17 protein-coding genes and 1 pseudogene are annotated in these 24799 nt (G+C 65.2%); 8 read left to right on the forward strand and 10 right to left on the reverse strand.

Going from position 1 to position 24799, the window contains the following annotated elements; all coding sequences use genetic code 11:
- Nucleotides 1-13 precede the first annotated feature (13 nt).
- The 4 genes from GGR62_RS04065 to GGR62_RS04080 all read left to right on the forward strand — a co-directional run bounded on the left by GGR62_RS04065 (nucleotide 14) and on the right by GGR62_RS04080 (nucleotide 7264).
- On the forward strand, nucleotides 14-1120 hold the full coding sequence (locus tag GGR62_RS04065; RefSeq protein WP_184406700.1) for an efflux RND transporter periplasmic adaptor subunit: 1107 nt from the start codon (nucleotides 14-16) through the stop codon (nucleotides 1118-1120).
- Entirely contained in the window at nucleotides 1117-4188 is a 3072-nt protein-coding gene (locus GGR62_RS04070) for an efflux RND transporter permease subunit (RefSeq protein WP_184406701.1), read from the forward strand. Before GGR62_RS04065 ends, GGR62_RS04070 begins: the two co-directional genes overlap by 4 nt.
- 219 nt (nucleotides 4189-4407) lie before the next feature.
- A complete protein-coding gene (locus GGR62_RS04075; RefSeq protein WP_184406702.1) occupies nucleotides 4408-5004 on the forward strand; it encodes a plasmid pRiA4b ORF-3 family protein in 597 nt (198 codons plus the stop codon).
- Between the two features lie 427 nt (nucleotides 5005-5431).
- Complete coding sequence (locus GGR62_RS04080) at nucleotides 5432-7264, forward strand: ABC transporter ATP-binding protein (RefSeq protein ID WP_184406841.1); 1833 nt, start codon at nucleotides 5432-5434, stop codon at nucleotides 7262-7264.
- A 263-nt stretch (nucleotides 7265-7527) separates the two neighbouring features.
- Here GGR62_RS04080 and GGR62_RS04085 read toward each other — a convergent pair whose 3' ends face one another.
- Entirely contained in the window at nucleotides 7528-9333 is a 1806-nt protein-coding gene (locus GGR62_RS04085; RefSeq protein WP_184406703.1) for a DUF885 domain-containing protein, read from the reverse strand.
- Nucleotides 9334-9758: 425 nt separating this feature from the next.
- Between GGR62_RS04085 and GGR62_RS04090 the strand changes: the two genes are divergently transcribed.
- Nucleotides 9759-10598: a DUF4349 domain-containing protein gene (locus GGR62_RS04090; RefSeq protein ID WP_184406842.1), complete on the forward strand. Its 840-nt coding sequence runs from the start codon at nucleotides 9759-9761 to the stop codon at nucleotides 10596-10598.
- A 194-nt stretch (nucleotides 10599-10792) separates the two neighbouring features.
- On the opposite strand, the gene GGR62_RS04095 is transcribed toward GGR62_RS04090, so the two are convergent.
- The 4 genes from GGR62_RS04095 to GGR62_RS04110 all read right to left on the reverse strand — a co-directional run bounded on the left by GGR62_RS04095 (nucleotide 10793) and on the right by GGR62_RS04110 (nucleotide 14213).
- Nucleotides 10793-11086: a hypothetical protein gene (locus GGR62_RS04095; protein WP_101361512.1), complete on the reverse strand. Its 294-nt coding sequence runs from the start codon at nucleotides 11084-11086 to the stop codon at nucleotides 10793-10795.
- A 76-nt stretch (nucleotides 11087-11162) separates the two neighbouring features.
- Nucleotides 11163-12497 carry a DUF2867 domain-containing protein gene (locus GGR62_RS04100; RefSeq protein WP_184406843.1) on the reverse strand — a complete coding sequence of 445 codons (1335 nt, stop codon included), beginning with the start codon at nucleotides 12495-12497 and terminating at the stop codon, nucleotides 11163-11165.
- 117 nt (nucleotides 12498-12614) lie between these two features.
- Nucleotides 12615-12929: a metalloregulator ArsR/SmtB family transcription factor gene (locus tag GGR62_RS04105; protein WP_184406704.1), complete on the reverse strand. Its 315-nt coding sequence runs from the start codon at nucleotides 12927-12929 to the stop codon at nucleotides 12615-12617.
- 321 nt (nucleotides 12930-13250) lie between these two features.
- Nucleotides 13251-14213, reverse strand: a complete 963-nt coding sequence (locus tag GGR62_RS04110) for a LysR substrate-binding domain-containing protein (protein WP_184406705.1) — start codon at nucleotides 14211-14213, stop codon at nucleotides 13251-13253.
- A gap of 170 nt (nucleotides 14214-14383) precedes the next feature.
- On the opposite strand from GGR62_RS04110, the gene GGR62_RS04115 reads away from it, so the two are divergent.
- Entirely contained in the window at nucleotides 14384-15271 is an 888-nt protein-coding gene (locus GGR62_RS04115) for a DMT family transporter (protein ID WP_184406706.1), read from the forward strand.
- Between the two features lie 222 nt (nucleotides 15272-15493).
- Here GGR62_RS04115 and GGR62_RS21400 read toward each other — a convergent pair.
- From GGR62_RS21400 to trxA, 5 genes and pseudogenes are all read right to left on the reverse strand, one after another.
- Nucleotides 15494-16693 (reverse strand): annotated as a pseudogene (locus GGR62_RS21400) (XVIPCD domain-containing protein).
- A gap of 293 nt (nucleotides 16694-16986) precedes the next feature.
- Entirely contained in the window at nucleotides 16987-17625 is a 639-nt protein-coding gene (locus tag GGR62_RS04125) for a hypothetical protein (protein ID WP_184406707.1), read from the reverse strand.
- 247 nt (nucleotides 17626-17872) lie between these two features.
- Entirely contained in the window at nucleotides 17873-18778 is a 906-nt protein-coding gene (locus tag GGR62_RS04130; protein WP_184406708.1) for a peptidylprolyl isomerase, read from the reverse strand.
- A gap of 404 nt (nucleotides 18779-19182) precedes the next feature.
- Nucleotides 19183-19632 (reverse strand): DUF4442 domain-containing protein, encoded by a 450-nt coding sequence (locus GGR62_RS04135; protein ID WP_184406709.1) that lies wholly within the window; start codon nucleotides 19630-19632, stop codon nucleotides 19183-19185.
- A gap of 504 nt (nucleotides 19633-20136) precedes the next feature.
- Complete coding sequence (gene trxA / locus GGR62_RS04140) at nucleotides 20137-20994, reverse strand: thioredoxin (protein WP_184406710.1); 858 nt, start codon at nucleotides 20992-20994, stop codon at nucleotides 20137-20139.
- Between the two features lie 248 nt (nucleotides 20995-21242).
- Between trxA and GGR62_RS04145 the strand changes: the two genes are divergently transcribed.
- Together GGR62_RS04145 and leuS are read left to right on the forward strand one after the other, a co-directional pair.
- Nucleotides 21243-21854 (forward strand): DUF998 domain-containing protein, encoded by a 612-nt coding sequence (locus GGR62_RS04145; RefSeq protein ID WP_184406711.1) that lies wholly within the window; start codon nucleotides 21243-21245, stop codon nucleotides 21852-21854.
- 72 nt (nucleotides 21855-21926) lie between these two features.
- Nucleotides 21927-24695 carry a leucine--tRNA ligase gene (gene leuS, locus GGR62_RS04150; protein ID WP_184406712.1) on the forward strand — a complete coding sequence of 923 codons (2769 nt, stop codon included), beginning with the start codon at nucleotides 21927-21929 and terminating at the stop codon, nucleotides 24693-24695.
- Nucleotides 24696-24799 lie beyond the last annotated feature (104 nt).

The following is a 24799-nucleotide window of genomic DNA, read 5'->3' on the forward strand; positions in this document are numbered from 1 at the left end:
GGCAGGGGAGAGCGTGATGAAGCAATTTTTTCGCAGCATGGCGTGGTGCAGCCTGGTGCTCGTGCTGGCCGGCTGCAGCCAGCCGGATGCACCGCTTGCCGAGACACCGCGGGCGGTCAAGCTGGAACGCTTCGGTGCCGGTCACGACGGATGGCTGCAGATGCCGGCGATGGTGCGTCAGGAACAACGCGCCGAGTTGGCATTCGAGAGCGGCGGACGCATCGCCGCCTTGCTGGTGGATGTGGGCGATCGCGTGCAGAAAGGACAGGTACTGGCGCGTCTGGATGCAGAACCGATCCAGTTGCGCCAGCAGCAGGCCGAGGCAAACCTGCGTGCGGCGATGGCCCAGTCTGGCGAGCGGCAGCTGCAACTGCGCCAGCAGCAAACCCTGTTCGACGATGGCGCCAGCTCTGCGGCCACGCTGACCGCTGCACGCGCGGCGGCGGATGCGGCCAGCGCGCAGCTGCAGGTGGCAACGGCCGACCTGGCGCTGGCGCGACGCGCATCGCGCCTGGGCGAGTTGCGCGCACCGTTCGACGGCAGTGTGGTCGCACGCCTGCAGCAACCGCAGGCCGATGTGGCGGCGGGGCAGGCGGTGTTGCAGCTCGAAGGGCAGGCGCATCTGCAATTGCTCGCCAATCTGCCGCCGGTTGCCGCCGCCGGGCTGACGCCTGGGCAAACCGTGCAGGCCACGCTGGCGGGCCAGCCCGGTGCGCCGTTGACGTTGCGCCTGCGCAGCGTGTCCAGCCGGCTGGATAACGGCGCCACCGCGCTGGCAATCCTTGAGGTGGCGCGCGCGCCGCAAGGGTTGCGCAGTGGCGACAGCGTCTTGCTGCAATTGCCCGCGCATGCCGCAGGCGCGCCCAGCGTGCCGCTGTCGGCGGTATTGCCCAGGCTCAATCGCCAACAGGCCAGCGTGTTCGTCTATCGGCCGGCACAACGGATCGTGGTCGAGCGCGCGGTCGAACTCGGGTCGATCGTCGGCGGCCGGATCCAGGTCCAGCGCGGGTTGCAGGCAGGCGAACAGGTGGTCAGCGCGGGCGTGGGCTTCTTGAGCGATGGACAGCCGGTGATGCCGTTTCAGGCGCAAACGCAGCTGGGCGGAGTGCAGTCGCCATGATGCTGACCCGGATGGCGATGACGTCGAGCCGGCTGACGTTGTTTGCGGCAGTGCTGATTCTGGTGGGCGGCATCGTGGCGTTTCTCGGCTTTCCTTCGCAGGAAGAGCCGTCGGTCACCGTCCGCGATACCGTCGTGTCGGTGTCGTTTCCGGGCATGCCCAGCCAGCAGGTGGAAACCTTGCTGGCGCGCCCGATCGAAGAGCGCTTGCGCGAACTGGCCGGCATCAAGCGCATCGTGACCACGGTGCGGCCCGGCAGCGCGATCGTGCAGCTGACCGCCTATGACGATGTGCAGGATCTGCCGGCGTTGTGGCAGCGCGTGCGCGCCAAGGCGACCGAAGCCGGTGCGCAACTGCCTGCGGGTACGCTCGGGCCGTCGATCGACGACGACTTCGGCCGGGTGTCGGTGGCCTCGATTGCGGTCACGGCGCCAGGCTTTTCGATGAGCGAGATGCGTGCGCCGCTGCGGCGCATGCGCGAGCAGCTGTACACCTTGCCCGGCGTGGAGCAGGTAGTGCTGTACGGGCTGCAGGACGAGCGCGTGTATGTGTCGTTCGATCGCGCGCGGCTGCTGGCCACCGGCCTGAGTCCGGCCAGCGTGATGGCGCAGTTGCGGTCGCAGAATGTGGTGGCCTCCGGCGGGCAGGCCACGGTGTCGGGGCTGGCGATGACGGTTGCGACCTCCGGTGAGATACGCACGCCTGCGCAGTTGCAGAACCTGTTGCTGACCTTGCCGACACCCAACGCCAATGGTGTGCGCGAGGTGACGTTGGGCACGCTGGCGCAGGTGCAGGTGATGCCGGCCGACCCACCGGAACGCGCCGCCATCTACCAGGGCCAGCCGGCGGTGGTGGTGTCGGTGGCGATGAAGCCCGGCAGCAACATCGCCGACTTCGGAAAAACGCTGCGCGCCAAACTGGAGGAGACCGCGCACCAGTTGCCCGCAGGGTTTGCGCAGCATGTGGTCACGTTCCAGGCCGACGTGGTCGAGCGCGAGATGGGCAAGATGCACCACGTCATGGGCGAGACGATTGTCATCGTCATGGCGGTGGTGATGCTGTTCCTGGGCTGGCGCACCGGCTTGATCGTCGGCGCGATCGTGCCGTTGACCATTTTCGCCTCGCTGATCGTCATGCGTGTGCTGAGCGTGGAGCTGCAGACGGTGTCGATCGCGGCGATCATCCTGGCGCTCGGCTTGCTGGTGGATAACGGCATTGTGATTGCCGAAGACATCGAACGCCGCCTGGTTGCCGGGGAAGAGCGACGTCAGGCCTGCATCGCTGCCGGCCGCACCCTGGCCACCCCGTTGCTGACCTCCTCGTCGGTGATCGTGCTGGCGTTCTCGCCGTTTTTCTTCGGCCAGACCAGCACCAATGAATATCTGCGCTCGCTGGCGACCGTGCTCGGCGTGACCTTGCTGGGTTCGTGGTTGCTCAGCATCACGGTGACGCCGCTGTTGTGCCTGTATTTCGCCAAGGCGCACGTCGCGCACGGCAGCGACCAGGCGCCGTCGCGGTTCTATCGTGGCTACCGCTGCGTCATCGAGCGCTTGCTGCTGCACAAGGCGCTGTTCATCGCCGGCATGGTGGCGATGCTGGCGGTGGCGGTCACGGTGCTGGTGTCGATTCCCTACGATTTTCTGCCCAAGTCCGATCGTCTGCAGTTCCAGATGCCTGTGACCTTGCAGGCAGGCAGCGATGCGCGTGAAACCCTGCGCACGGTGAGTGAGCTGAGTCGCTGGTTGGCCGATCGCCGGGTCAACCCGGAGGTGGTGGACAGCATCGGTTATGTCGCCGACGGTGGCCCGCGCATCGTGCTGGGCCTGAATCCCCCACTGCTGGCGGCCAACATGGCGTATTTCACCGTGAGCGTGCGCCCTGGCACCGACATCGATGCGGTGATTGCACGTGCACGTGCGCAGGTACGCAGCCATTTCCCCGCGATAAGCGCCGAACCGAAGCGGTTTTCGCTGGGCGCGACCGAAGCCGGCATGGCGGTGTATCGCGTGGTCGGTCCCGATGAGGCGGTGCTGCGCAGTAGTGCCGCTGCCATTGCAAAGGCGCTGCGCGCCGTGCCGGGTACCGTGGATGTGCAGGACGACTGGCAGGCGCGCATTCCACGCTATGTGGTGCAGGTGGATCAGCTCAAGGCGCGGCGTGCCGGCGTGAGCAGCGAGGACGTCGCGCAGGCGCTGCAGGCCCGCTACAGCGGTGTGGACGCCTCGTTGCTGCGCGATGATGGCAGCTCGGTGGCGATCGTGTTGCGTGGCAGTGCGCAGGAGCGTGCCGCCGACGGCACACCGGGCGACACCTGGGTGTATCCGCAGGCCGGTGGTGCGCCGGTGCCGTTGGCGGCGGTCGCCACGGTGCTGCGCGATAGCGAGCCTTCGGCGATCCAGCGGCGCAACCTGAGCCGTGCGATCACCGTGACCGCACGCAATCCAGGCTTGACCGCGACCGACATCGTCGAGCGGATGTCGGCACCGATGGCCGCGCTCAAGCTGCCGCCCGGCTATCGGCTGGAGATCGGTGGCGAGCTGGAGGATTCTGCCGAGGCCAATCAGGCCCTGCTGCACTACATGCCGCACGCACTGGGCGCGATCCTGCTGCTGTTCGTGTGGCAGTTCAACTCGTTCCGCAAGGTGTTGATCGTGCTGTCGGCGGTGCCGTTCGTGTTGATCGGTGCAGCATTGGCGTTGGTGATCACCGGGTATCCGTTCGGCTTCATGGCCACCTTCGGCTTGCTGGCGCTGGCCGGCATCATCGTCAACAACGCAGTGCTGCTGCTGGAACGCATCGAGGCTGAGCTGGCCGATGGCCTGCCGCGCCGCGAGGCGGTGGTTGCCGCAGCGGTCAAGCGCCTGCGCCCGATCGTGATGACCAAGCTCACCTGCATCGTCGGCTTGATCCCGCTGATGCTGTTTGCCGGCCCGCTGTGGACCGGGATGGCGATCACCATGATCGGTGGCCTGGCCTTGGGCACCTTGGTGACGCTGGGGTTGATTCCGATCCTGTACGACCTGTTGTTTGGCCTGCGCTTGCCAGGTCGTGGCGCTGGTGCTGGGTGAGACCGGGCCGGCGAGGGCGTTCTGTGGCGTGTGCTGGATGCTGCTGGCGCTACGGTCTGCGGCATCGTCCATCACCGCTCCAGCGACATACCGCATCGCGCTGCATGCGGCGGTGGTGTGGGCAAGTTTTCCGCGTCGTTGGCGCATGTCAGTGTCATCGCGATGCAGGCGCAGGCTGCTCGCGCCATACTGGCGACTGCGATAGACGACCAAGACACGATGACCAAGGCAAAAAAGAAAGCCGCACAGCAGGTGGTGCCCGCGCCCGCGTCGGTGTACCAGCTGCATGTGGCGCTGGTGCATAGCGCGCCGTTGATCTGGCGTCGCGTATTGGTGACGGGGGCGCTGCGCCTGGCCACGCTGCATCGGGTGTTGCAGCCGGTGATGGGCTGGAACGGTGCGCATCCTTACGAATTCGACCTGGGCGGCGGCCGCTATGGTGAGTCCGGATTGGACGTGCCGGACCGGCCACGGCTCAAGCATGCCGCCCGCGTCACCGTGGAAAGTGCGGTGGGCGAGCTGGAGTGGTTCGACTATTTCTACGGCGCCGGCGCTGGCTGGCAGCATCGCATCCAGGTCGAGGCGATCCTGCCGCCGGATGCGGACGTGCGTGTGGCCCGTTGCGTGGACGGTGCCAATGCCTGCCCGCCGGAAAACAGCGAGGGAATTGCGCACTACCAGACACTGCTGCAGATCATCGCCGACCCGGATCATGCGCAACACGTGCAGGAGCTGGCCACCTTGGGTGGGCGCTTCGATCCGGGCCAGTTCGATCTGGCCGAGGTCAATCGCCTGCTTGCGCGTGTCCGCGCGTAACAGCGCGTGACGGCAATCACTGCGCGCACCGTCGTGCGCACGTGGCCTGTGTCCGGAATCGGCATGTATTCCCAGTGCGGTGCTGGTCCGCGCCGGCTGCATGCGCCTGGCTGTCTGGTTGCGACTTGCGGTTGGCCGCGTCGCACAGGGGGCGGCCGATCGTCGGATGGACGAGGGCGGGCGGTGGGTCAGCGCCGCCAGCTGCCTTATGCATCGGGCGCGTTGGCCTCAGCGCCGTGTCGTCCTCGGATAGCCGGGTTAGCGCCATGAGCCTGGAGGCGGCTCACTGTGACGGTCTTGCGGTTGTTGCGCGCATCGCTTCCACGCGGATTGGCCGCTCAATCGCGCAGGCGCCCTGTCAGCGGCGCCACAGCAGTCTGACGCCCGATCGGCTAGCCTGATCGCCCGGTTTTACAAAGTGTCTGCAATGTTCCGCTGGTTCGAATCCCTGATCGATGTTTTCCCGCCCATCGAGCGGGACATGCCGCCGCGTAGCGTATGGCGGTTCTATCTGCATTATTTGCGGCCGTTGTGGCCGATTTTGCTGGCTACCTTGATCGCCGGGCTGTTGCTGGCGCTGGTGGAAGTGGCGATGTTCGACTTCCTCGGTCGCATCGTGGACATGCTGGCCGAGCGACCGGGACCGGACTTCTTCCGTCGTCATGCCAGCGAATTGGCGTGGATGGCGGCGATCACGCTGGTGGCGCGGCCCCTGTTCACCGGCCTGCACAATCTGTTGGTCAACCAGGCGATCGTGCCGGGCTTGAGCAATCGCTCGCGCTGGTTGATGCACAACTACGTGGTGCGGCAGAGCCTGGGCTTTTTCAACAACGACTTTGCCGGGCGTATCGCCAACCGCGTGATGCAGACCGGCACCTCGCTGCGCGAATCGGCGGTGCAGATGGTCGATGCGCTCTGGTACATCGTGGTCTACACCGGCAGCGCGCTGTGGCTGTTTGCGCAGGCCGACCCCTGGTTGATGGCGCCGCTGCTGCTCTGGCTGGTGGTGTATGTGGCGTTGATGGCGTTCTTCGTGCCGCGCATGAAGGCGCGCGCGTGGGTCGCATCGGATGCGCGCTCCAAGGCCACCGGCCGCATCGTCGATGGCTACACCAATATCTCCACGCTCAAGCTGTTCGCGCATGCCGGCCACGAACAAGCCTATGTGCGCGATGCGATCGACGAGCTGGCCGTGAAACATCGCCGGCAGACGCGGGTGACCACCGCGATGGATACCGCCATTGCGGTGGCCAATGGTTTCCTGATCGTAGGCACCTGCGCGTTGTCGCTGTGGCTGTGGAACCGCGGGCAAATCAGCGTGGGCGCGATCACGCTGGCGACCGGGCTGGTGATCCGCATCCACAACATGTCCGGCTGGATCATGTGGACGGTCAACGGCATCTTCGAAGACATCGGCAGCGTGCAGGACGGCATGCAGACCATTTCCCAGCCGGTGCACGTGCAGGACACCCCGGATGCGGTGCCGCTGCAGGTGACGCGCGGCCAGGTGCAGTTCGAACACATCCATTTCCATTACGGCAAACGCGGGGGCGTGATCGCCGGGTTGGATCTGCAGGTGCGCGCAGGCGAGAAGATCGGCCTGGTGGGGCCATCGGGCGCGGGCAAGTCAACCCTGGTCAACGTGTTGTTGCGGCTGTACGACCTGGAGCAGGGCCGCATTCTCATCGATGGGCAGGACATCGCGCAGGTCACGCAGGAAAGCCTGCGCGGCCAGATCGGCCTGGTCACCCAGGACACCTCGTTGTTGCATCGCTCGATCCGCGAGAACCTGCTGTATGGCCGCCCACAGGCCAGCGACGCGCAGGTCATGGACGCCGTACGCAAGGCACGCGCGGAAGGCTTCATCGACACGCTGGTCGATGGCGAAGGCCGGCGCGGGTTCGATGCCTATGTGGGCGAACGTGGGGTCAAGCTGTCCGGCGGACAGCGTCAGCGCATCGCCATCGCGCGCGTGCTGCTGAAGGACGCGCCGATCCTGATCCTGGACGAGGCTACCTCGGCGCTGGATTCGGAAGTGGAAGCGGCGATCCAGGACAGCCTGGACGCATTGATGGGCAACAAGACCGTCATCGCGATCGCGCACCGCCTCTCCACCATCGCGCGGATGGACAGATTAGTGGTGATGGATGCCGGTCGCATCGTGGAAACCGGCACGCATGCGCAACTTATCGCACAGGGCGGGCTATATGCACGCCTGTGGGCGCGGCAAACCGGAGGGTTCGTTGCGGCGGATGGATGAGGGGGACGATGCGCGAGTGCCCGCATGCGAGAGAAGGGCGGTCGCACGCGGGCGTAGGAAGTCGACATCTAGCCCCTCTCCCGAGTGCGGGAGAGGGGTTGGGGTGAGGGTGCGGCGAAGCCCGGTGCGTATGTGTTTAGTACACCAGGCTTCGCTCGCGCCCTCATCCGCCCCTGCGGGGCACCTTCTCCCGCGTGCGGGAGAAGGGGGGATGCATCAAACGCCGCAGTAGCCCGCTCTCCCGCACGCGGGAGAAGGATCGATCACTTGATCGGCTGATCCAGCATCAGTTCGCGCGCAAAGCGCACCGGCGGCGCACCGTAGGACAGCATCTGGTCGTGGTAGGCCTTCAGGTTGAAGTCCTTGCCCAGCTTCTCTTGCACCGCCTTGCGCGTATCCAGATGTTCCTGCACGCCGACGAAGTATGTCGGCAGCTGTGCCGACGACAGCTGCGCACGCACCCACTTGCCTGAGGCTTCGCTTTCCTGCTGGAAGGTGTCGTGGGTCATCAGGTGCATCGCCTTGTCGCGGTCCCAGCCGTCCACCTGCACGCCCTGGTCGAGGATGGCGTTGGCGATGGTGCGCAGGTAGAACTTGAGCTGCACCAGGTGGAACAGCGGGTCGTTATCCAGATAGCCCTGTTCCTGCATCATGCGTTCGGTGTACACCGCCCAGCCCTCGGCGAACATGCCCGAGCGCAGCACCGCACGCAGCGTGGAGGGGAACTTGGCCGAGTGCCAGCCTTCCAGGTAATGGCCCGGCGTGCCCTCGTGGATGCTCAGCAGCTGGATCATGCGGGTGTTGTATTCGCGCAGGAACGAATCGACCTGTTTGTCGTTCCAGTCGTCGGGAATCGGCGACACCGCGTAGAAGGTCTTGAGGTTCTTGTCGAGCGGGCCGGGCGAATCGCAATAGGCCACCGCCACGCCACGCTGGAATTCCGGCATAAGGATGATGTCCACCGGCGAATCGGGCAGCGTCATCAGATCCTTCTGCCGCACGAATTCGGTGGATTGCGCCAGCGCAGCCTTGGCGGCATCGACCACCTTGTCGCGGGCCGGCTTCTCGGCATAGGCCAGTTCCAGCGCCGCCTCGATCGCAGCCTGCTGCTGATCGTCGTTGGGGGCAGCGGGCAGTTTCGGTGCGCCGGGCGTGTCCTTGAGCACCGTGCGCGCGATGCCGTACATCTCGCTGCGCACGCGCTTGAGTTCGGATTCGGCACGTTGCTTGATGTCGGCGCGCGACAGCGAGGACAGCAGCGCGAATTTCAGCTTCTGGTCGTACTTTTCCGCACCGATACGGAAATCGCCCTTGGCATTGGGCACCAGCACGGTGTCCAGCCAGGTCTGCTGTTCGGTCACGGCCTTGCGCAGGTTGTCGATGGCCGCCTGCGCGCGCGCCGCTTCAATCGGCCCGAGCTGGGCGATATTGGGCGCGATGAACGTGTCGACGATGCTGAGGATGCCCTTGTTCTGCTTGGCCACGGTCTCGGCATGGATTTTCGGCACGCGTGCCGGGTCCAGGTTCGCGCGCGCCTGCGCAAAGATGCCGGGAATCTTTTCCATGCGCTGGGTGGCCGAGGTCAGGCGCTCGGGCAACGGTGCGAAGTCGCGCGCCATCAGTCCGTACAGCGCGCTGCCTGCCAGGCCGTTGTAGACCTGCGGATCCCACGCCCAGCTCTGCAATACCTCGGTGTTCCAGATTTCCGATTGCAGCTGGTTACGCAGGATGGCGGCATCGACCTGGTTCTCGCGCGACAGCGTGGCGACGTCGATCGCATCCAGGTCGGCCAGCAGCTTCTTGCCGGCATCCAGGCTGCGCTGGCGCCCGGCGGTGCTGAGGTCGTCGATCTGCGTATCGAAGCGGTGGTCGCCTGTCTGGGTGGCGGTGACCGGCGACAGCTGCATCCAGGTGTCCAGGGCGCGCCTGGACAGGTCCGCAAAGCGTGCGTCCGGCGTCTGCGCCTTCTGGCTGCTGGCATCGGCGCTGCTGGCGCGCGGTGATTCGGGCTGTTGCTGGCAGGCACTGAGACCGGCGAGCAGGGCGAGGACGAGCAGGCGTTGACGCATCGTGGATCCTGATGGAAACAATCCACCAGCATAGGCATCTGCGCCTCTGTCCGCACCTGCCATCGGTCAACGGCGCGCGGTGGCCTTGGGCCGAGCGGGCGATGGCGCGCCGCCGTGGCTGGGTTGGGCGCCGCGCCCGTCTCTTCCGGCCAGGCCTGGTGCAGGCCACGCACTGCCGAGCATCAATGCATGCCGTTCAACGGTGGTGACGCGCTTTCGGGCGATGCAGTCAGCCGATGGGCGCGGTCAGGCCGATGCGGTCCGTGGCAGAATCCTGACATAGGGCTCGCCCATGCCGATGGCACGTGCGCCGCACACATCCATTCTGCGGCTGTATCGCTCTGTTTTCTCCGTCACTCACCTGGAGTGACGGCTTTCCAAGGAGGACCACCATGCACGACGTATGCGAACAAGGCAGGCAGCCGATCCGGCGGGACGTGAAGCGGCATGCAGCATTGCTGCTGCTTGGGCTGGCACTGGGCGGTTGCGGGCGACAGCACGCGGACATGGCCGCCGATGGCGGCGGCGCGGCGCCGGCACCGGCACCATTACCTGCATTACCAGCAGTACCACAGCTCTCGGCGTCTGCAGGCAATGCGCTGGCCTATGAGCATGACGTGCGTATCGAACTGCCTGCCGGCCAGATCGCCGAGCGCATCGCGGCGGTGCGGAATGCGTGCCAAAGCGAGCAGGTCGGCACTTGCACGTTGTTGTCGGTCGAGCAGGAAGGTGGGCGCAACGCCAGCGGCAGCGTGAGCGTGCGTGTGGTGCCAGAGGGAATCGAGCCGTTGGTGCAACTGGGCGGACAGGATGGCGATGTTGCCGCACGCAGCACCCGCGCCGAAGATCTGGCCCAGCAGATTGCCGATACCGGGCTGGCCCAGGCGCGGCTGCAAAAAGAACATGCGCGCCTGCTGGAATTGCAGCAGCGCCGCGATCTGGCAGTGACCGATCTGTTGGCGTTGTCCAAGCGTCTTGCCGAGATCGAGGCAGAATCGCAACAGACGCAACAACAGGCGGCGCAACAACAGCGCCGTATTCGCACCCAGTTGCTGACGCTCAACTTCCGCAGCACGAGCGGCGAGCAGGGCAGGGGAGAGATCGCCGAAGCGGCGGCCGAGTTCGGCCAGGATCTTTCTTCCAGCGTGGCCTTCGTCATTCGCGCGGTTGCAGCGTTGCTGCCGGTTGCGGTATTGGCGCTGATCGCCGGCTGGCTGCTGTTGCAGGCGTGGCGGTGGCGCGCGCGCCGACGCAGGATGGCCTGAAATACCGAGCGGCTGGCCGGCAATGCCGGTCAGCCGCTCGGTGTTCGAAGGCGAATGTCGCAGGCGTTGGATGCCGCTGCCGCCTTGCGAAAACAGGCGGCGCAGCGACGTTGCGACCGTGGAGATCTGCCTGGCAGCGAGGCAGCAAGGCAGCGACTGCATGCACTCATGCCAACGCAGTGGCGCCGTTGCGCTTAGCCCTCGTCGAACTCGTATTCCACGAAGACGTCCAGCTGCAGCGCCAGTTCCTGCACCGCGTCGCGCACCTTTTGTGCGGTCGCTTCGTTGCCGGCCTCCACTTCGAACTCGTGGCTGCCCGGACCTTCGTCGTCGGACAGACCGGCCGAGCTGGAATCGTCGTCATCCAGGTGCGGCATCAGATCATCGACCTCTTCGACGTGCTCGATGCCGTCGATGCTCTGCAACAGATTGGCGATGGCACGCGCGTCGTCGTCGGTGCCGGTGATACGCATGCGAAGAGTAGGCATGGACGTGTCCTAGGGATTGGGGAGCTAAAGCCTAGGCACCGACAGGACAAAACGAGGTGATGGTGCGTGCGCGCAGTCACGCCGACTGTGCCAGCGCCGCTTCAGGCGCGACCTGTTCGGCATGTCGCATGCGTTGCACTGCGGCACGCAGCATGGTGGGCATGACGTAGTGGTGGTGAACGTGGTGGATGGATGCCATGTACACACGACCGAACCAGTTGCGGCACGACACCCGCGTGGCCGTGGTCAGCTCGATCTCGTGGTCGTTCACGCGCCGCAGCGCAATCGACGAACGGAAGCGCAGATGCTTGTCATCGGCGCCCAGCACGATCTGCACCTGTTGCCCATCGGCATCGCTACGCTGTGCCAGCACCGGAAAACGGCCGGCAAATAACTGCTTGGCGTTGGGGTCGAGCAGGGACGAGACCGGGCACCCCAGGTGCGAGGTACGCAGCCCCAGCGGCTTGACCAGCAGATTGCGCAGGCGCATCAAGCCGCTCACCGTACCGGGTGGCTGATCGACGAAGGCCTGCAGCAGATCGCACAGCACGCCGTGTAGGCCGTCGGTGCGCAGTTGGCGGGTGTCCAGGCGCAGCTGATGAGCATCTTCGAAATGCACGTCGCGATGAAACTGCTCGCGCAGCAGCGCATCGGCCGGCAGTGTCTGCAAGGTGCGCAGACGCAGCGGCGCCACGCTGGTGGCGACAAAGCCGGGGCGCTGGGTGCGGGAAAGCAACTGGCGCAAGCGCCCGCTCCAGCGACGCATGCGGCTACACGCACGTTGCTGCCAGCTCTGCGGTTTGACATGGAACGACAGCCAGACCGTGGGCACATCGGCGGCGCGCAACGGCGCCGCTTGCAGCAGCGCGGTGACCGACGCCGGCAGCAGCTCGGTCAAACTGGCGATGGTGGCCTGACCCTGGCCGACCAGCGCCTGCTGTGCAGCGCTCAGGGCGCCGCCGGTCTCGTCCGGGTGACAGGACAACGCGAAGAACGCCGAGTGCGGCGCATTGTCTTGCGCAGGCGCGAACTGGTGCCAGGTGCCGCCACCGAAGCGCACGGTGAACAAGCTGTCGCCCGGCAGATCCACATGGCGCAACGTGCGCAAGAACACGTGCGGATCCTGCTCCAGCTGCTGCAGCGAGGCGGTGCAGAAGCGCAGCTGCGCGCCGCCGCTGCCGGTGATTGCAGTGACCACGCGATTGCCGGCATGGCAGTGAAAGGGATGACCTTGTGGACCCACCGAGAACGAAAACAGCGAGGCCGGATCGTCATGGCCGAAGTCCGGCGCCGACAGCTGCGCGGATGGCTCGTCCAGCGCATCGTGATGGGCCGGATGCTGCCGCTGGCGCTCGCCGGCCTGCGCGATCAGGCTATCGCCTGCGCCGGGGTCGAGTTGCGCGATCAGCATGACTTCCACCGGCCGGCCGCCGCTATGGGAGGGTAGCGATACGCGGGGGAAACTGGTTTCTGCGACGATCCGTTGCTGGTCCATGACGAGTCCTTACGGCAGGAGAGTACGGCAGGGTCAGCCGGCTTTCTTGGCCAGCTTGCGCGATTCGCGTTGCAGCGGCCCGGCCGTGGGGCAGACCTCGAACGCGAACCCGCTGAGGGTGTTGACCATGTTGTCGGGGGTTAGCCGATACACCACGAACTGGCCGCGTCGCTCGCTGCTGACCAGGCCCGCTGCGGCCAGCACCGAGAGGTGGCGCGAAATGGCGGGCGCGCTCATTGCAAAGCGTTCGCCGATCTGCCCGGCGGTCAGCTCCTGCGCGGACAGATAGGCCAGGATTTCCCGGCGCGGCCGCGAGGCAAGGGCTTCGAAGATGCGATCGATGGACATGGAGAGGTTTTAGCTAATTAACGAATTAGCTAATTAATGATCTTGCTTGGGTGGGTTGTCAAGTCGTTTGCGCCGCCTGGTGGAGCGGCCTGCTTCAAAGCCCCTGTTCCGCCGGGAGAGGGAGTGGGGAGAGGGTACGGACGCGAAGTCCTTGTGCTCCCAAACTTCATCGGGCTTTGCGCGCGCCCTCATCCGCCCCTCTGGGGCACCTTCTCCCGCAGGCGGGAGAAGGCAGTGGCCAAGTAGCTGCGCTCAGTCGATCAAAAGCCTCCGCTTCCGCCGGGAGAGATTACGGACGCGAAGCCCACGTGCGCCCAAACGTCATCGGGCTTCGCTCGCGCCCGCATCCGCCCCTTCCTGCAACGTGCGCAGTTCGGCCGGCAGTGCCGGCATCGGGGTACGTTCGTCCAGTGCTTCGCGTTTGAGCCAGTCGATGAACGCCGTTGCTGCAGGGCTGGGGACGCGATGGCTGGGGTGCACGATGTAGTAGGCGTAGCGTGCCTTGAGCGTTGGTCCAGGCAGGCGCACCAATTCGTAGCGTTGCAGGTAGGGCTGCGCGATGTGCTTGCGCGCCAGCACCGCGCCCAGACCATAGACCGCAGCGCGCATCGCGTCGGTGCTGTCGTTGAAGGTATGCATCGGCGGCGGCGTGATGCCACGCACCTGGGCGGCACGAAACCAGTCGCGCCACCCTTGCGGGGACAGGTCGCTCAACAAGGGCAATTGCGCGATCTGCGCCGGCGTACGCAAGGCGGCCACTTCCGGCAAGGACGGCGAGGCCACCGGAAACAAGTCGTCGTCCATCAGATGATGCGAGGTCAATCCCGGCCACGCGCCCTGGCCGTAGCGAATGCCCACCTCCGGGCCACCTTCTTCGAAGCGTGAGAACGCGCTGTCCGATTGCAGATCCATGCGGATATGCGGATGCGCGCGACAAAAGCGCGGCAGCCGTGGCAACAGCCAGCAATACGACAGCGAGCGCAGCGTGGTCACGCGCAGCGGGATGGCGTCTTCGCGCGGATGCAGGTTGCCGGCCACTGCGGCGATCTCGGCCAATGCGGCGCTGGCGGCATCGGCCAGTTGCCGGCCTTCGGCGGTGAGTTTGACCCCGCGCGGCAAGCGCTGGAACAGGATGACCCCAAGCAGCGCTTCCAGCTTGCGCACATGGTGGCTGACCGCACTGGCAGTGAGGTGCAGCTCTTCGGCGGCATGCGCGAAATTTTGATGGCGTGCGGCGGCGGCAAACACGCCCAGCGCAGGCAGCAGGGTGGGGCGCAGATTCATCGAGGCATGAATGAGATTTGTGGCTCACCCTGATACTACGCGCTTGTGACGCCCGCCGTTGCAGCCGATGCTGCATCACCCCTTAGCGATGATCGTGCCATGTCCGCTTGCTTGCCTGTTGGTGTCCTGCGCGGTTTCAACGCATCACGGCACGCTGCGCAGGCAGTGCAATGAGCGCGCAACCGGCGATGCAACCGGCCGTTGCACCGCGCGACTGGCGCACCCCGCTGGAACTGGGGTTTCTCGGCATTGTCTGGGGCTGCTCGTTTTTATTCATGCGCGTGGCCGCACCGATGTTCGGCACCGTGGTGTTGGTGGAAATCCGCCTGGCGCTGGGCGCCTTGGTGCTGATGCCATTCCTGTGGCTGGCACGCGGACGCTTCCCACTGCATCGCTGGCCGATGCTGGCGGCGATCGGCGTGCTCAACTCTGCACTGCCGTTCCTGCTGTTCGCCTGGGGCGCGCAACACGCGCCGGCGGCGGTGGGTGCGATCTGCAATGCGATGACGGTGTTGTTCACCGCATTGATCGCATTCCTGTTTTTCGGCGAACGCATCGGCACGCGTCGTGCGCTGGCGCTGCTGGTCGGCTTCATCGGTGTGCTGGTATTGGCCACCGGCAAGTCGGCCGGGTTGAGCGTGGGGCCGGCCGCGCTCGCCGGTGCCACGGCATCGCTGCTGTACGGCATCGGCTACAACCTGGTGAAGCGCCACATGGGCGATTTGCCACCGGCCGCATCGGCGGCATCCACGCTGGGTTGCAGCGCCTTGCTGCTGGCGCCGCTGGCCTGGTGGCAGTGGCCGACCACACCGGTGCCGGCGGTAGCTTGGGCCTGCGCCACCGCGCTGGGCGTGGTGTGCACCGGGTTGGCGTTCTTGATGTATTACCGTTTGATCCAGCGCATCGGCCCGGCGCGTGCGTCCACGGTGACCTATCTGGTCCCGGTGTTCGGCGCGCTGCTGGCATGGTCGCTGCTTGGCGAACCGTTGACCTGGACCATGCTGGTGGCCGCGGTGTTGATCCTGGGCAGCGTGGCTTTCAGTCAGCGCGCCCGCTGAACAGGTGCGCCAGGCAAGCGTGCTGGTGCACTGAATCCGACGCATCGGAGGTGATGCGTCGCGTTGGATCGGAGTAGATCCATGTGGAGTGTCTGGGATCTTTGTTGTACGCACGGATGTAGTGCATGGGTTTGTTGTCAAGGTCCTTGCTAGAGACGAAGACACTGTCTACGCGGCGCTGTCCGTCCAAGGCAGCACGCAACTGTGTTCTTCTGTTGAACCTCAGCGCGTCATCGACGGACAGGCCTGGGTAACGGCTTGCTGCGACTGCTCCAGCGCCTGCTGCTGTTCGCGCGTCTGGGCCTGAGTCTGGTTGATCGCTTGCAGGCGATCGAACGACTGGCTCTCTGGCGCCTGCACGGCGTCCACGGTCGGCATGTGTGCACGCTGGTGTGCCGGGTCATTGAGAGCCCCCTGGACGACGAAGACCTTCTCGCTGCCGGCCAACTGAGCTGTTGGGTTGTTGAGCACGACATGATCCACCCGCGACAGCCCTTCCTCTTTTGCCAGCGCAAGCAGGCTGGCCGTCATGCGCTGGCTTGATGCATCCCACTCCCTGTCATGCTGGGCATCGAGCTTTTGCACCCCATCTCTGATCTGTTGGTACAACGGGTGATCGGCATGGCCTGGGTCTGACGGGAGAAGCTGGGCTGACTGCCCTGGCGACTGCGGATCGCGCTCCCGCAGCTGCTGTTCCAGTTCGCGCGCAGTGATAGGCGACACGTGCAGGTGCGTCGTCTTGCTGTGCTGGAACAGGCCGGGCGTCGGTGGCTGCGTGCTGCTGTCGAGGTAAGGCATGGAACGGGTATTGCTGCCCAGATCGATGCCGTTGCGCTCCAGGATTTCTTCCTTTAATCCCAAGCGCTGCATGTCCAGGATCATTGGCTGCTCTGGCTCGCAGGGCTTTGACTTGTTGTAGTGACGCTCTTAGATGGCAGCTGTTCCAACCACCCACGGACCGTAGTGGTTGGCGTAGTCGGACTGACCCGCGTGGCCGATACGGGTGCTTTTGGCATCCTTGTCGAAGAAATTTGCCCCCATTGCCTCGACATTGGCAGGAGTGACGGGCATCGTCATATCTGCGTTCAAGGTAAGGTTGGACTTGAGCGCGTAATTGAATTGCGGCATTCCGTCAGTTCGATCAATGAAGTCGTGCATACGGCCGGGTGCTTCCCGAAAAATATCTTCCAGGGAGGCATCCGGCCTTGCTTGCTTTACCCTGCTGACGGTTGCATTCCAGCCTGCAATTTCTGCACTTGCTTCATCTACACGGTTGCTTGATAAAACCTTCTCCGCTGCGTCCGAATAATCGTGCGTGGTCTTGGCTATCTGCACCGCAGCGGTTTCGAACGCCTTACGGGAGACAGCTGCGGTTGGGCTGTACATGGCGTGCTGCAGTTCATGCCCCAGCACAAACGTCATGTCACCGGAATCAAGCAACTTGCCACCATGTCCATTGGACAGCCTGGACAGCGGTAGTCGGATGGAACGCTCATCCGGCGTGAACGTCCCGCCTGCATTCGGATCAGTCAGAGGTTTTAGACTGAGTACGCGTTGCTTGGCAACCGCATCATTGAATTGGTCAAGCAGAACGGGCGATGCGGCTAGCACACCCTACAGATTGGTGACATGTTCGGGGGCGACGCCTGGCTGGTGCCCGAAGTCATCAACAATAGCTTGCGCCTGTGGACTCAATGGCATGGCCGTTCCTTGGATCAACGAATGTAGATCCATTCAACGCAGTGGTGCTCCGGCCTCTCCGGCGGTGCATCAGCCTCACCTCGTGGAAACACCTCCACGCGCATGCCTGGGCGGCTGAAGAAGTCACTCATCCATCGCCCGTCTTCCACTATGTTTCGTTGACGTACAAACCCGATGTTTTCCAGCTTCTTGGTAAACGTATCGAAATCGATCCTGCAGATCTCCGTCATCGGGGGGGAAGCACCCGCTTGCGCTGGAATAAACGTGAACTCGAACCAACGCCCCGCAGTAGGCGTCTGGTCCATGCCAAAGCTGTAACCCCACTCACTTGTAAGCGGAGCACTGGCACCATAGCGCTTGGCATCAGCTGCCGCACGCGTCACCGGAACCCCCATTTTGGACTGCAGGTAGTCAGGCGTCAGATCGTCCAGTTGGTGAATTGCTTGAATCAAGGCAAGCATGCGGGTGAGTGCATCTTCTGCCGTTCGTATCGGTCCGCTGGGTTCGCTGCCAGCGGGAGTGACTGCGGAATCTGATGAGGAACTCATGGCAGATGTCTCCGTGACGGTTGCCGGGGCTGGGGTGGCGGCCGTGTGGGCGCATGCGCCCAGAGCGAGGGTCGCGAGCAAGGCGTAGAGGGGGCGCGCGAGCATGAAGCGTCCGTAGTGCGCTGGTGTGGCTGCGACGCTAGTGGTATCCGGCACCGAGGTCAATCGCAAGGTCTCTGGCAGCCGCGCCATCACCGCCGCACGCGATCAGTATCGTGCGGGATATGCTGAGCCTCGGAGGACCATGCATCCAATTTCAATGACGCAATGGACCAAGCATGCTCGCAGGTCCGAAATGTCAGAGCCCGGCGCTGCTTTTCCGATTCCCGAATCCCGAATCCCGAATCCCGAATCAACCAGCCGGCGGCGCCCGCACCGGCAACGGTACATTGCACAGATCGATATGCCCGGCCGGGCGTTTGTAGAAATCGTCCTTGCGATTGCGCCGCGCTTCGGCCACATCGCGGAAGGTCTGGCTGTCGGTGCGCAACAGCTGCAAGGGCGTGCGCTCGGGCAGCGGCACTTCGCTGGCCAGGCGAATCGCGCGGATCGGTGTGCGTTGCGCGGTGTCTTCGTAAAAGCCCATCGGCTCCGGCCCGCGCGGAATCACGCTGAGTAACTCCATGCCCTTGACCACCCGGCCGACCACGGTGATGTTGCGGTCCAGCTGGCGTGGCGACTGCCCGGTGACCACATACAGCTCGGCGCCGATGCTGCTGTCTTCGTCGTTGTTGCGGCCGGCGCCCAGCGTGCCGTAGCAATGCGCAAGCCAGGTCTTGCCGCTGGCGTTGTCGCGCCCGACCGGGAAGCCATCGACAAAGCCCACCTGCGCCGCCCAGCCATCGCTGTCGGGCAGGCGCTGGAAGTTCAGGCCCTGCGACGGGCGTTCGAATTCGGCAGGTAGATGGGTCTTGGCCGACCCTAGCGACTTGGCCTTGGCCGGGGTTTCGCCATCGGGGTCGCCGAACTGCACCACGAAGTTGTCCTGCGACCGATAGATGCTGAGTCCGTCCCAGAAGCGCTCATGCGCCAGCGTGCGGATGTTGTCCACGTGCGCGGGCGCGAACTGCGGCGCCAGTTCGATGACGACCCGCCCGCCATCGAGTTCCATGTACAGCGCGCGGTCCGGGTCGAGCACGCGCCAGTCGCTGGGCGGCGATGCCTCCAGGATCTGTTGCGGACTGCGATAGGCCGCGTCGGCTGCAGCGGGGAACACCAGGGCGAGCAGGCAGGCAGAAGCAACGGTGCGCAGAAGCATGAAAGCGGCCAGCGGAGGAAAGACCCGATTCTTGCCGACCACGCGCCTGGACGCAAAGCGCGTGTGCGCATATCGCAACGCCGGCAGCGTGCGCCGGCATGGTGATGTCAGTCCGTCGCTTGCAGCCGCTGCGCGCTTACCGGCTGTTAGGCACATGCGGCTGGTGTGGTGATCGGTGGCGCCGTGGTCGTTGCGGAACAGCGGGACCAACAGACACAGCGCAGATGCCGACCAGCAGATGGGTCACACCCGGCAGCAGGCCTGTTGTCCGCGGGGACGTGGCCCATGGCGCGCCGAGACTGCGCTGTGCGCGTTGCCCAGGCCAGGCTGGAAAGCGCTCGCCTTGTGGCAGCGCGCCACTGGCCGCTTTGCACTCGCCTCAAAGCACATGGCCCGCGACATGCTCAGCGTGCCGGTTTGCGCTTGACGTACAGCTGCTTGCGCACGCGCGCGACGACCTCGCCATCGCGGTTGTGTACCTCGTTTTCGAACCAGCGCAGATATTTTTCGCCGCCGGCGGTGGCATCGCGCAATTCGGCCAGAACGCTGTCTTCGATGACGAAATCCGCGCTCACCGTGCCGCGTCCGGGCTTGACGAACTCGATGCTGCCGGCCTTGTCCCACACGTAGTAGTCGCGCCCCAGGTTCTGCATGGTCAGCAGCATCCAGAACGGGTCGGTCATCGCGAACAGGCTGCCGCCGAAATGGGTGCCGACGTAGTTACGGTTCCACGGGCGCTGCCGCAGCTCCACGCGTGCGTAGCGGTAATCGGCCGACAACACGGTGACGTGGATACCGGCGAACAGGTAGGGCGGCCACAGGTTGATGCCGAGCTTGAACAGTGAAGCGCGCATGCGGCCAGGTTCCATGGCAGGGCGGGCGCGCAGCATAACATTCGCATGCGTATGGATGGCAGGCGGGCCGCCAGGGTCGGCCTGTTTGCCAGAAGTCGTGTGTGCGCTTCAGGTCGATATCGCGGCGTTTTTCTCTGCTTTTATGCGCTTTGTGCGCCGGTCATTGGCGCAGTTCCGGAGCGAACCGTGTCCGTCGCAGTGGTCCGCGTCGCGTTGGGACAACCCCGCACGGCGCCGAAGCGAGCCGCGCAGGCCATCGAGCGCGCACGACTGCAGCGGGGTGCCCGATAGTCCTGGCCGCCTTGTCGCAATCCGGCTCGACCTCCGCCGGATCGGATGCCCGATCGCCCAATCCGCTGAAGAGCGGCTGACAAGACAACTGCGCAGGCGTCAGGCGGGCGCGGCAGGTGCTCGGGAGCGGCAGGTGCTCCGCGTGGATTTCGGTTCCGGGCGCGCCGTCCGCACGCACCCCCGACGACCGCTTACGCCATCTTGCCGGCCGCTCTAGAACACCAGCGCCGACATCTTGCGGCGGTAGCGGCCGACCAGGTCCTCGTCTTCGATGACGCGGAACGCGTCGATCAGGCTACGGCGCGGCAGGTTGTCGTCGAAGCTGCTGTCCTGTCGCAGCATTTCCAGGAACTGCTCCAGCGCGGCCTCGTCGTTGCCGTCGAGCAGGTGGCGCACGCCGAGCAGATGGCGCGCACGCAGATCGGCGCCATTGGCGGCCAGGGTGGCTTGCAGGGCATCGGCATCCGGCGCGTCCTTCAGCACGTTGGCAAAGCTCAGGCGCGCCTTGGCGCGCACCGCGCGGTCGTCGGTGGCGAGGTTGGCGGGCAGGGCATCGATCAGCTGCTCGGCCTCGACCGTGTCGCCGACCTTGAGCAGCGCCAGCGCCAGATCCAGCTTGAGTTCGTCCTTGTCCGGCTCGGCAGCGATCGCCTCGCGCAGTGCGGCAGCCTGCGCCTGCGGGTCGAGCGGTGCTGGCGGGAGCTCTTCGGCCACCTGCGGCTCCGCCGGCAGCACGCCGTGCTGGGTCAGGAATTCGCGCACCTGGCCTTCCGGCATCGCGCCGGGGAAGCCATCGACCAGTTCGCCGCCCTTGACCAGGAACACGGTGGGGACCGAGCGGATCTGGAAGGCGGCGGCGATCTGCTGCTCCTTGTCGACATCGACCTTGGCCAGCTCGAACGCGCCGTTGTAGTCGGCGGCGAGCTTTTCCAGGATCGGCGTCAGCGACTTGCACGGACCGCACCAGGTGGCCCAGAAGTCCACCAGTACCGGTGTCGTCAACGATTTCTGCAGGACCTCGGTCTCGAAGGTGTCGGTGGTGGCATCGAATACGTGCGGCTTGTCGGACATGGGCTTCCTGAAGAGATGACGGCAACAGTGGGACGTAATGGTGGCAAACCCGGCCGACACAAGGTTGCCCTGCCCAGGCCAACGGGCACGGGCTGCTGCCACCAACTCGCGCATGACCAGGCCGACCATGCTGCGACTGGCCACAGCCAGGCCAGCCATCACCAGGCCAGGGGTTCACGCCGCGCGCGCCCGGCACGACAATGCCGCGTCCTGGCGGCGCAGCGTGCGCCCCGTGTCGGAGCAAGACGATGGCAAGTATCGAGGGCGCCCAACGTTACCTGGGGCTGATCGCAGCGACCGTGTTCGTGCTGGCGGTGGCCGGTTTCGGCGTGGCGCTGCCCGGCTATCTGCAGGCCAGCCATCCGGTGGCGCTGCTGGGCGCAGACGGCGTTCCGCATGCGCTGGGCTTCAACCTGCTGGCGTTCGTGATGGTAGGTGCGCTTGGCATGGCCACCGGGGTCAGCCTGCTGGCGCGCATGCCGGCCAAGTCGGGTTGGGGCTTGCGCGTGGGCGGGCAGTTGATCGTGCTGGCCGGGTTGGCCTTTGTCGGCATGGGCGCGTTGCCGCTGGATCCTGCCGACCTGGATGGCCGTGCCAGTCAGGCCCATGCCAGCGCCTGGTTGCTGTGGGCGGTGGCGTTCGTTCCCGGCATGTTGCTGATCGCCGCCGCGCTGCTCAACCAGCCCGGCACCCGCGCGCTGGCCTGGCTGAGCCTGGGCGCCGGGTTGCTGGTGGCGGTACTGGCGTTCGGCCCGCCGGGGCTGTTGCGGCAGGCCATCGCCCAGCGTCTGGCGTTTCTGGCCTGGGTCGGCTGGCTGGCGGTGGCCGCCTGGCGCTGGCCGGCCAGGGCGCCCGGCTGAGTCTGCGGTTTGGAGCGCCTGCCGCACTGCGGTACCCTGTTCCGCTTTGCACCGCCCGAGCATCCGCTCCCAATGTCCACCGTCGAACCGAACGCCTACGACCCGCAGCAGGTCGAAACTTCCGCCCAGCAGTTCTGGGATGCCACCCGCGCCTTCCAGGTCGACGAGAACTCGGAGAAACCCAAGTTCTATTGCCTGTCGATGCTGCCGTACCCGTCCGGTGCGCTGCACATGGGCCATGTGCGCAACTACACCATCTCCGATGTGGTCAGCCGCTACAAGCGCATGACCGGCCACAACGTGATGCAGCCGATGGGCTGGGACGCATTCGGGTTGCCGGCGGAAAACGCCGCGATCAAGAACAAGACCGCGCCGGCCAAGTGGACCTATGCCAATATCGAACACATGCGCGGTCAGCTCAAGTCGCTGGGCTACGCCATCGACTGGTCGCGCGAGTTCGCCACCTGCACGCCCGAGTATTACGTGCACGAGCAGCGCATGTTCACCCGGCTGATGCGCAAGGGCCTGGCCTATCGCCGTAACGCGGTGGTGAACTGGGACCCGATCGACCAGACCGTGCTGGCCAACGAGCAGGTCATCGACGGCCGCGGCTGGCGCTCCGGTGCATTGGTCGAAAAACGCGAGATTCCGCAGTGGTTCCTGCGCATCACCGATTACGCGCAGGAACTGCTCGACGGTCTCGACCAGCTGGACGGCTGGCCGGATTCGGTCAAGACCATGCAGCGCAACTGGATCGGCCGCTCGGAAGGGCTGGAGATCCAGTTCGACGTGCGCGACACCAACGGCGCTACGCTGGATCCGCTGCGTGTGTTCACCACCCGCCCGGACACGCTGATGGGCGTGACCTTCGTGTCGATCGCCGCCGAGCACCCGCTGGCGCTGCATGCGGCCAAATCCAACCCGGAGCTGGCCGCGCTGCTGGAAACGCTCAAGCACGGCGGCGTCTCCGAAGCCGAGCTGGAAACCCAGGAAAAACGCGGCATGGCCACCGGCCTGACCGCGGTGCATCCGATCAGCGGCGAACAGGTGCCGGTGTGGGTGGCCAACTTCGTGCTGATGGGCTACGGCACCGGTGCGGTGATGGCGGTGCCGGGCCACGACCAGCGCGATTTCGAGTTCGCCAACAAGTACGCCCTGCCGATCGTGCAGGTGGTCAAGCTGCGCGAGCCGCGCAACGACGACGAGCAGCGCTGGGACGCCACCGAGTGGCGCGACTGGTACACCGACAAGAGCCGCCCGCTGGAACTGATCAATTCGGCCGAGTTCGACGGGCTGGATTTCGGTGGCGCGTTCGAGGCCTTGGCCGAGCGCTTCGAGCGCAAGGGCCAGGGCCAGCGCCGGATCAATTACCGCCTGCGCGACTGGGGCGTGAGCCGCCAGCGCTACTGGGGCTGCCCGATTCCGGTGATTTACTGCGCCAAGTGCGGCGCGGTGCCGGTGCCGGAAGACCAGTTGCCGGTGGTGCTGCCGGAGAACGTGGAATTTGCCGGTACCGGTTCGCCGATCAAGACCGACCCGAGCTGGCGCCAGACCACCTGCCCGGAGTGCGGCGGCCCGGCCGAGCGCGAGACCGACACCTTCGACACCTTCATGGAGTCGAGCTGGTACGTGGCGCGCTACACCAGCCCCAATGCCCGCGACATGGTCGACCGCCGCGCCAATTACTGGATGCCGGCCGACCTGTACGTGGGCGGCATCGAGCACGCGATCCTGCACCTGATGTACTTCCGCTTCTATCACAAGCTCATGCGCGACGCGCGGCTGGTGGACAGCGACGAGCCGGTGACCAACCTGCTCACCCAGGGCATGGTCATCGCTCCGTCGTACTACATCGAATTAGCCGATGGGAACAAAGAGTGGATCAATCCCTCGGAAGTAAGTGTTCACACTCACGCTGATGGAAGTAAAACGGCGTGGATCCCTGAAGGAAGTTTGGATTTAGATGGGAATTTGGTCGAAGGTAAAGGAAACCTTAATAAGGTTGGCGTTTTTGCAGCAAACCTAAATATGGTTTCGACTAAAAACGCAAAAGGTGAGCCAGGAAAGTTCTTATTTGCCGGACGGCAGGTAGTTATCGGCGGCACCGAGAAGATGTCCAAGTCCAAGAACAACGGCGTGGACCCGCAGTCGATGGTGGCCAAGTACGGCGCCGATACCGTGCGCCTGTTCTCGATGTTCGCCGCACCGCCGGAGCAGTCGCTGGAATGGAACGAGGCCGGCGTCGACGGCATGGCGCGCTTCATGCGCCGGCTGTGGGTGCAGGTGCACAAGCATGTGGGCGAAGGCGCTGCCGCTGCATTGGATGCCGCCGCGCTGAGCGCCGAGCAGAAGGCGATCCGCCGCAAGACCCACGAGACCATCGGCAAGGTCAGCGACGACTACGGCCGCCGCCACAGCTTCAACACCGCCATTGCCGCGGTGATGGAGTTGTCCAACGCGCTGGCCAAGTTCGACGACGCCAGCGACCAGGGCAGGGCGGTGCGGCAGGAAGCGCTGGAAGCGATGGTGCTGTTGCTCAACCCGATCACCCCGCATGCCAGCCACGCGCTGTGGCAGGTGCTGGGCCGTGGCGAGACGCTGCTGGAAAACGTGGCGTTTCCGCAGGTCGATGCCGCCGCGCTGGTGCGCGATGCGCTGACCCTGGCGGTGCAGATCAACGGCAAGCTGCGCGGCACCATCGAGGTGGCCGCCGATGCCGGACGCGAGCAGATCGAAGCGCTGGCCCAGGCCGAGCCGAACGCCGCCAAGTTCCTGGAAGGACTGAGCGTGCGCAAGATCATCATCGTGCCCGGCAAGATCGTGAATATCGTGGCGGGGTGATTGGTTCTGATTGGTCGGGTCGCAGCCGCCGTTTCGGGTAGTTCGCCGGATCGGCGTGGCGGTGCGTAGGTTAGGTTGATGCGGCAGTTTCAGGTAATTCCTGC

The organism is Xanthomonas sp. 3075 (genome assembly GCF_014197275.1).
GTDB classification, from domain to species: domain Bacteria; phylum Pseudomonadota; class Gammaproteobacteria; order Xanthomonadales; family Xanthomonadaceae; genus Xanthomonas; species Xanthomonas campestris_B.

What these genes read in the sequence shown, in the direction of transcription:
- GGR62_RS04070 (WP_184406701.1), top strand. Translation starts at nt 1,117, where the DNA reads ATGATGCTGACCCGGATGGCGATGACGTCGAGCCGGCTGACGTTGTTT.
- GGR62_RS04075 (WP_184406702.1), top strand. Translation starts at nt 4,408, where the DNA reads ATGACCAAGGCAAAAAAGAAAGCCGCACAGCAGGTGGTGCCCGCGCCC.
- GGR62_RS04080 (WP_184406841.1), top strand. Translation starts at nt 5,432, where the DNA reads ATGTTCCGCTGGTTCGAATCCCTGATCGATGTTTTCCCGCCCATCGAG.
- GGR62_RS04085 (WP_184406703.1), bottom strand. Translation starts at nt 9,333, where the DNA reads ATGCGTCAACGCCTGCTCGTCCTCGCCCTGCTCGCCGGTCTCAGTGCC.
- GGR62_RS04095 (WP_101361512.1), bottom strand. Translation starts at nt 11,086, where the DNA reads ATGCCTACTCTTCGCATGCGTATCACCGGCACCGACGACGACGCGCGT.
- GGR62_RS04100 (WP_184406843.1), bottom strand. Translation starts at nt 12,497, where the DNA reads ATGCTGATCGCGCAACTCGACCCCGGCGCAGGCGATAGCCTGATCGCG.
- GGR62_RS04105 (WP_184406704.1), bottom strand. Translation starts at nt 12,929, where the DNA reads ATGTCCATCGATCGCATCTTCGAAGCCCTTGCCTCGCGGCCGCGCCGG.
- GGR62_RS04110 (WP_184406705.1), bottom strand. Translation starts at nt 14,213, where the DNA reads ATGAATCTGCGCCCCACCCTGCTGCCTGCGCTGGGCGTGTTTGCCGCC.
- GGR62_RS04115 (WP_184406706.1), top strand. Translation starts at nt 14,384, where the DNA reads ATGAGCGCGCAACCGGCGATGCAACCGGCCGTTGCACCGCGCGACTGG.
- GGR62_RS04125 (WP_184406707.1), bottom strand. Translation starts at nt 17,625, where the DNA reads ATGCTCGCGCGCCCCCTCTACGCCTTGCTCGCGACCCTCGCTCTGGGC.
- GGR62_RS04130 (WP_184406708.1), bottom strand. Translation starts at nt 18,778, where the DNA reads ATGCTTCTGCGCACCGTTGCTTCTGCCTGCCTGCTCGCCCTGGTGTTC.
- GGR62_RS04135 (WP_184406709.1), bottom strand. Translation starts at nt 19,632, where the DNA reads ATGCGCGCTTCACTGTTCAAGCTCGGCATCAACCTGTGGCCGCCCTAC.
- trxA (WP_184406710.1), bottom strand. Translation starts at nt 20,994, where the DNA reads ATGTCCGACAAGCCGCACGTATTCGATGCCACCACCGACACCTTCGAG.
- GGR62_RS04145 (WP_184406711.1), top strand. Translation starts at nt 21,243, where the DNA reads ATGGCAAGTATCGAGGGCGCCCAACGTTACCTGGGGCTGATCGCAGCG.
- leuS (WP_184406712.1), top strand. Translation starts at nt 21,927, where the DNA reads ATGTCCACCGTCGAACCGAACGCCTACGACCCGCAGCAGGTCGAAACT.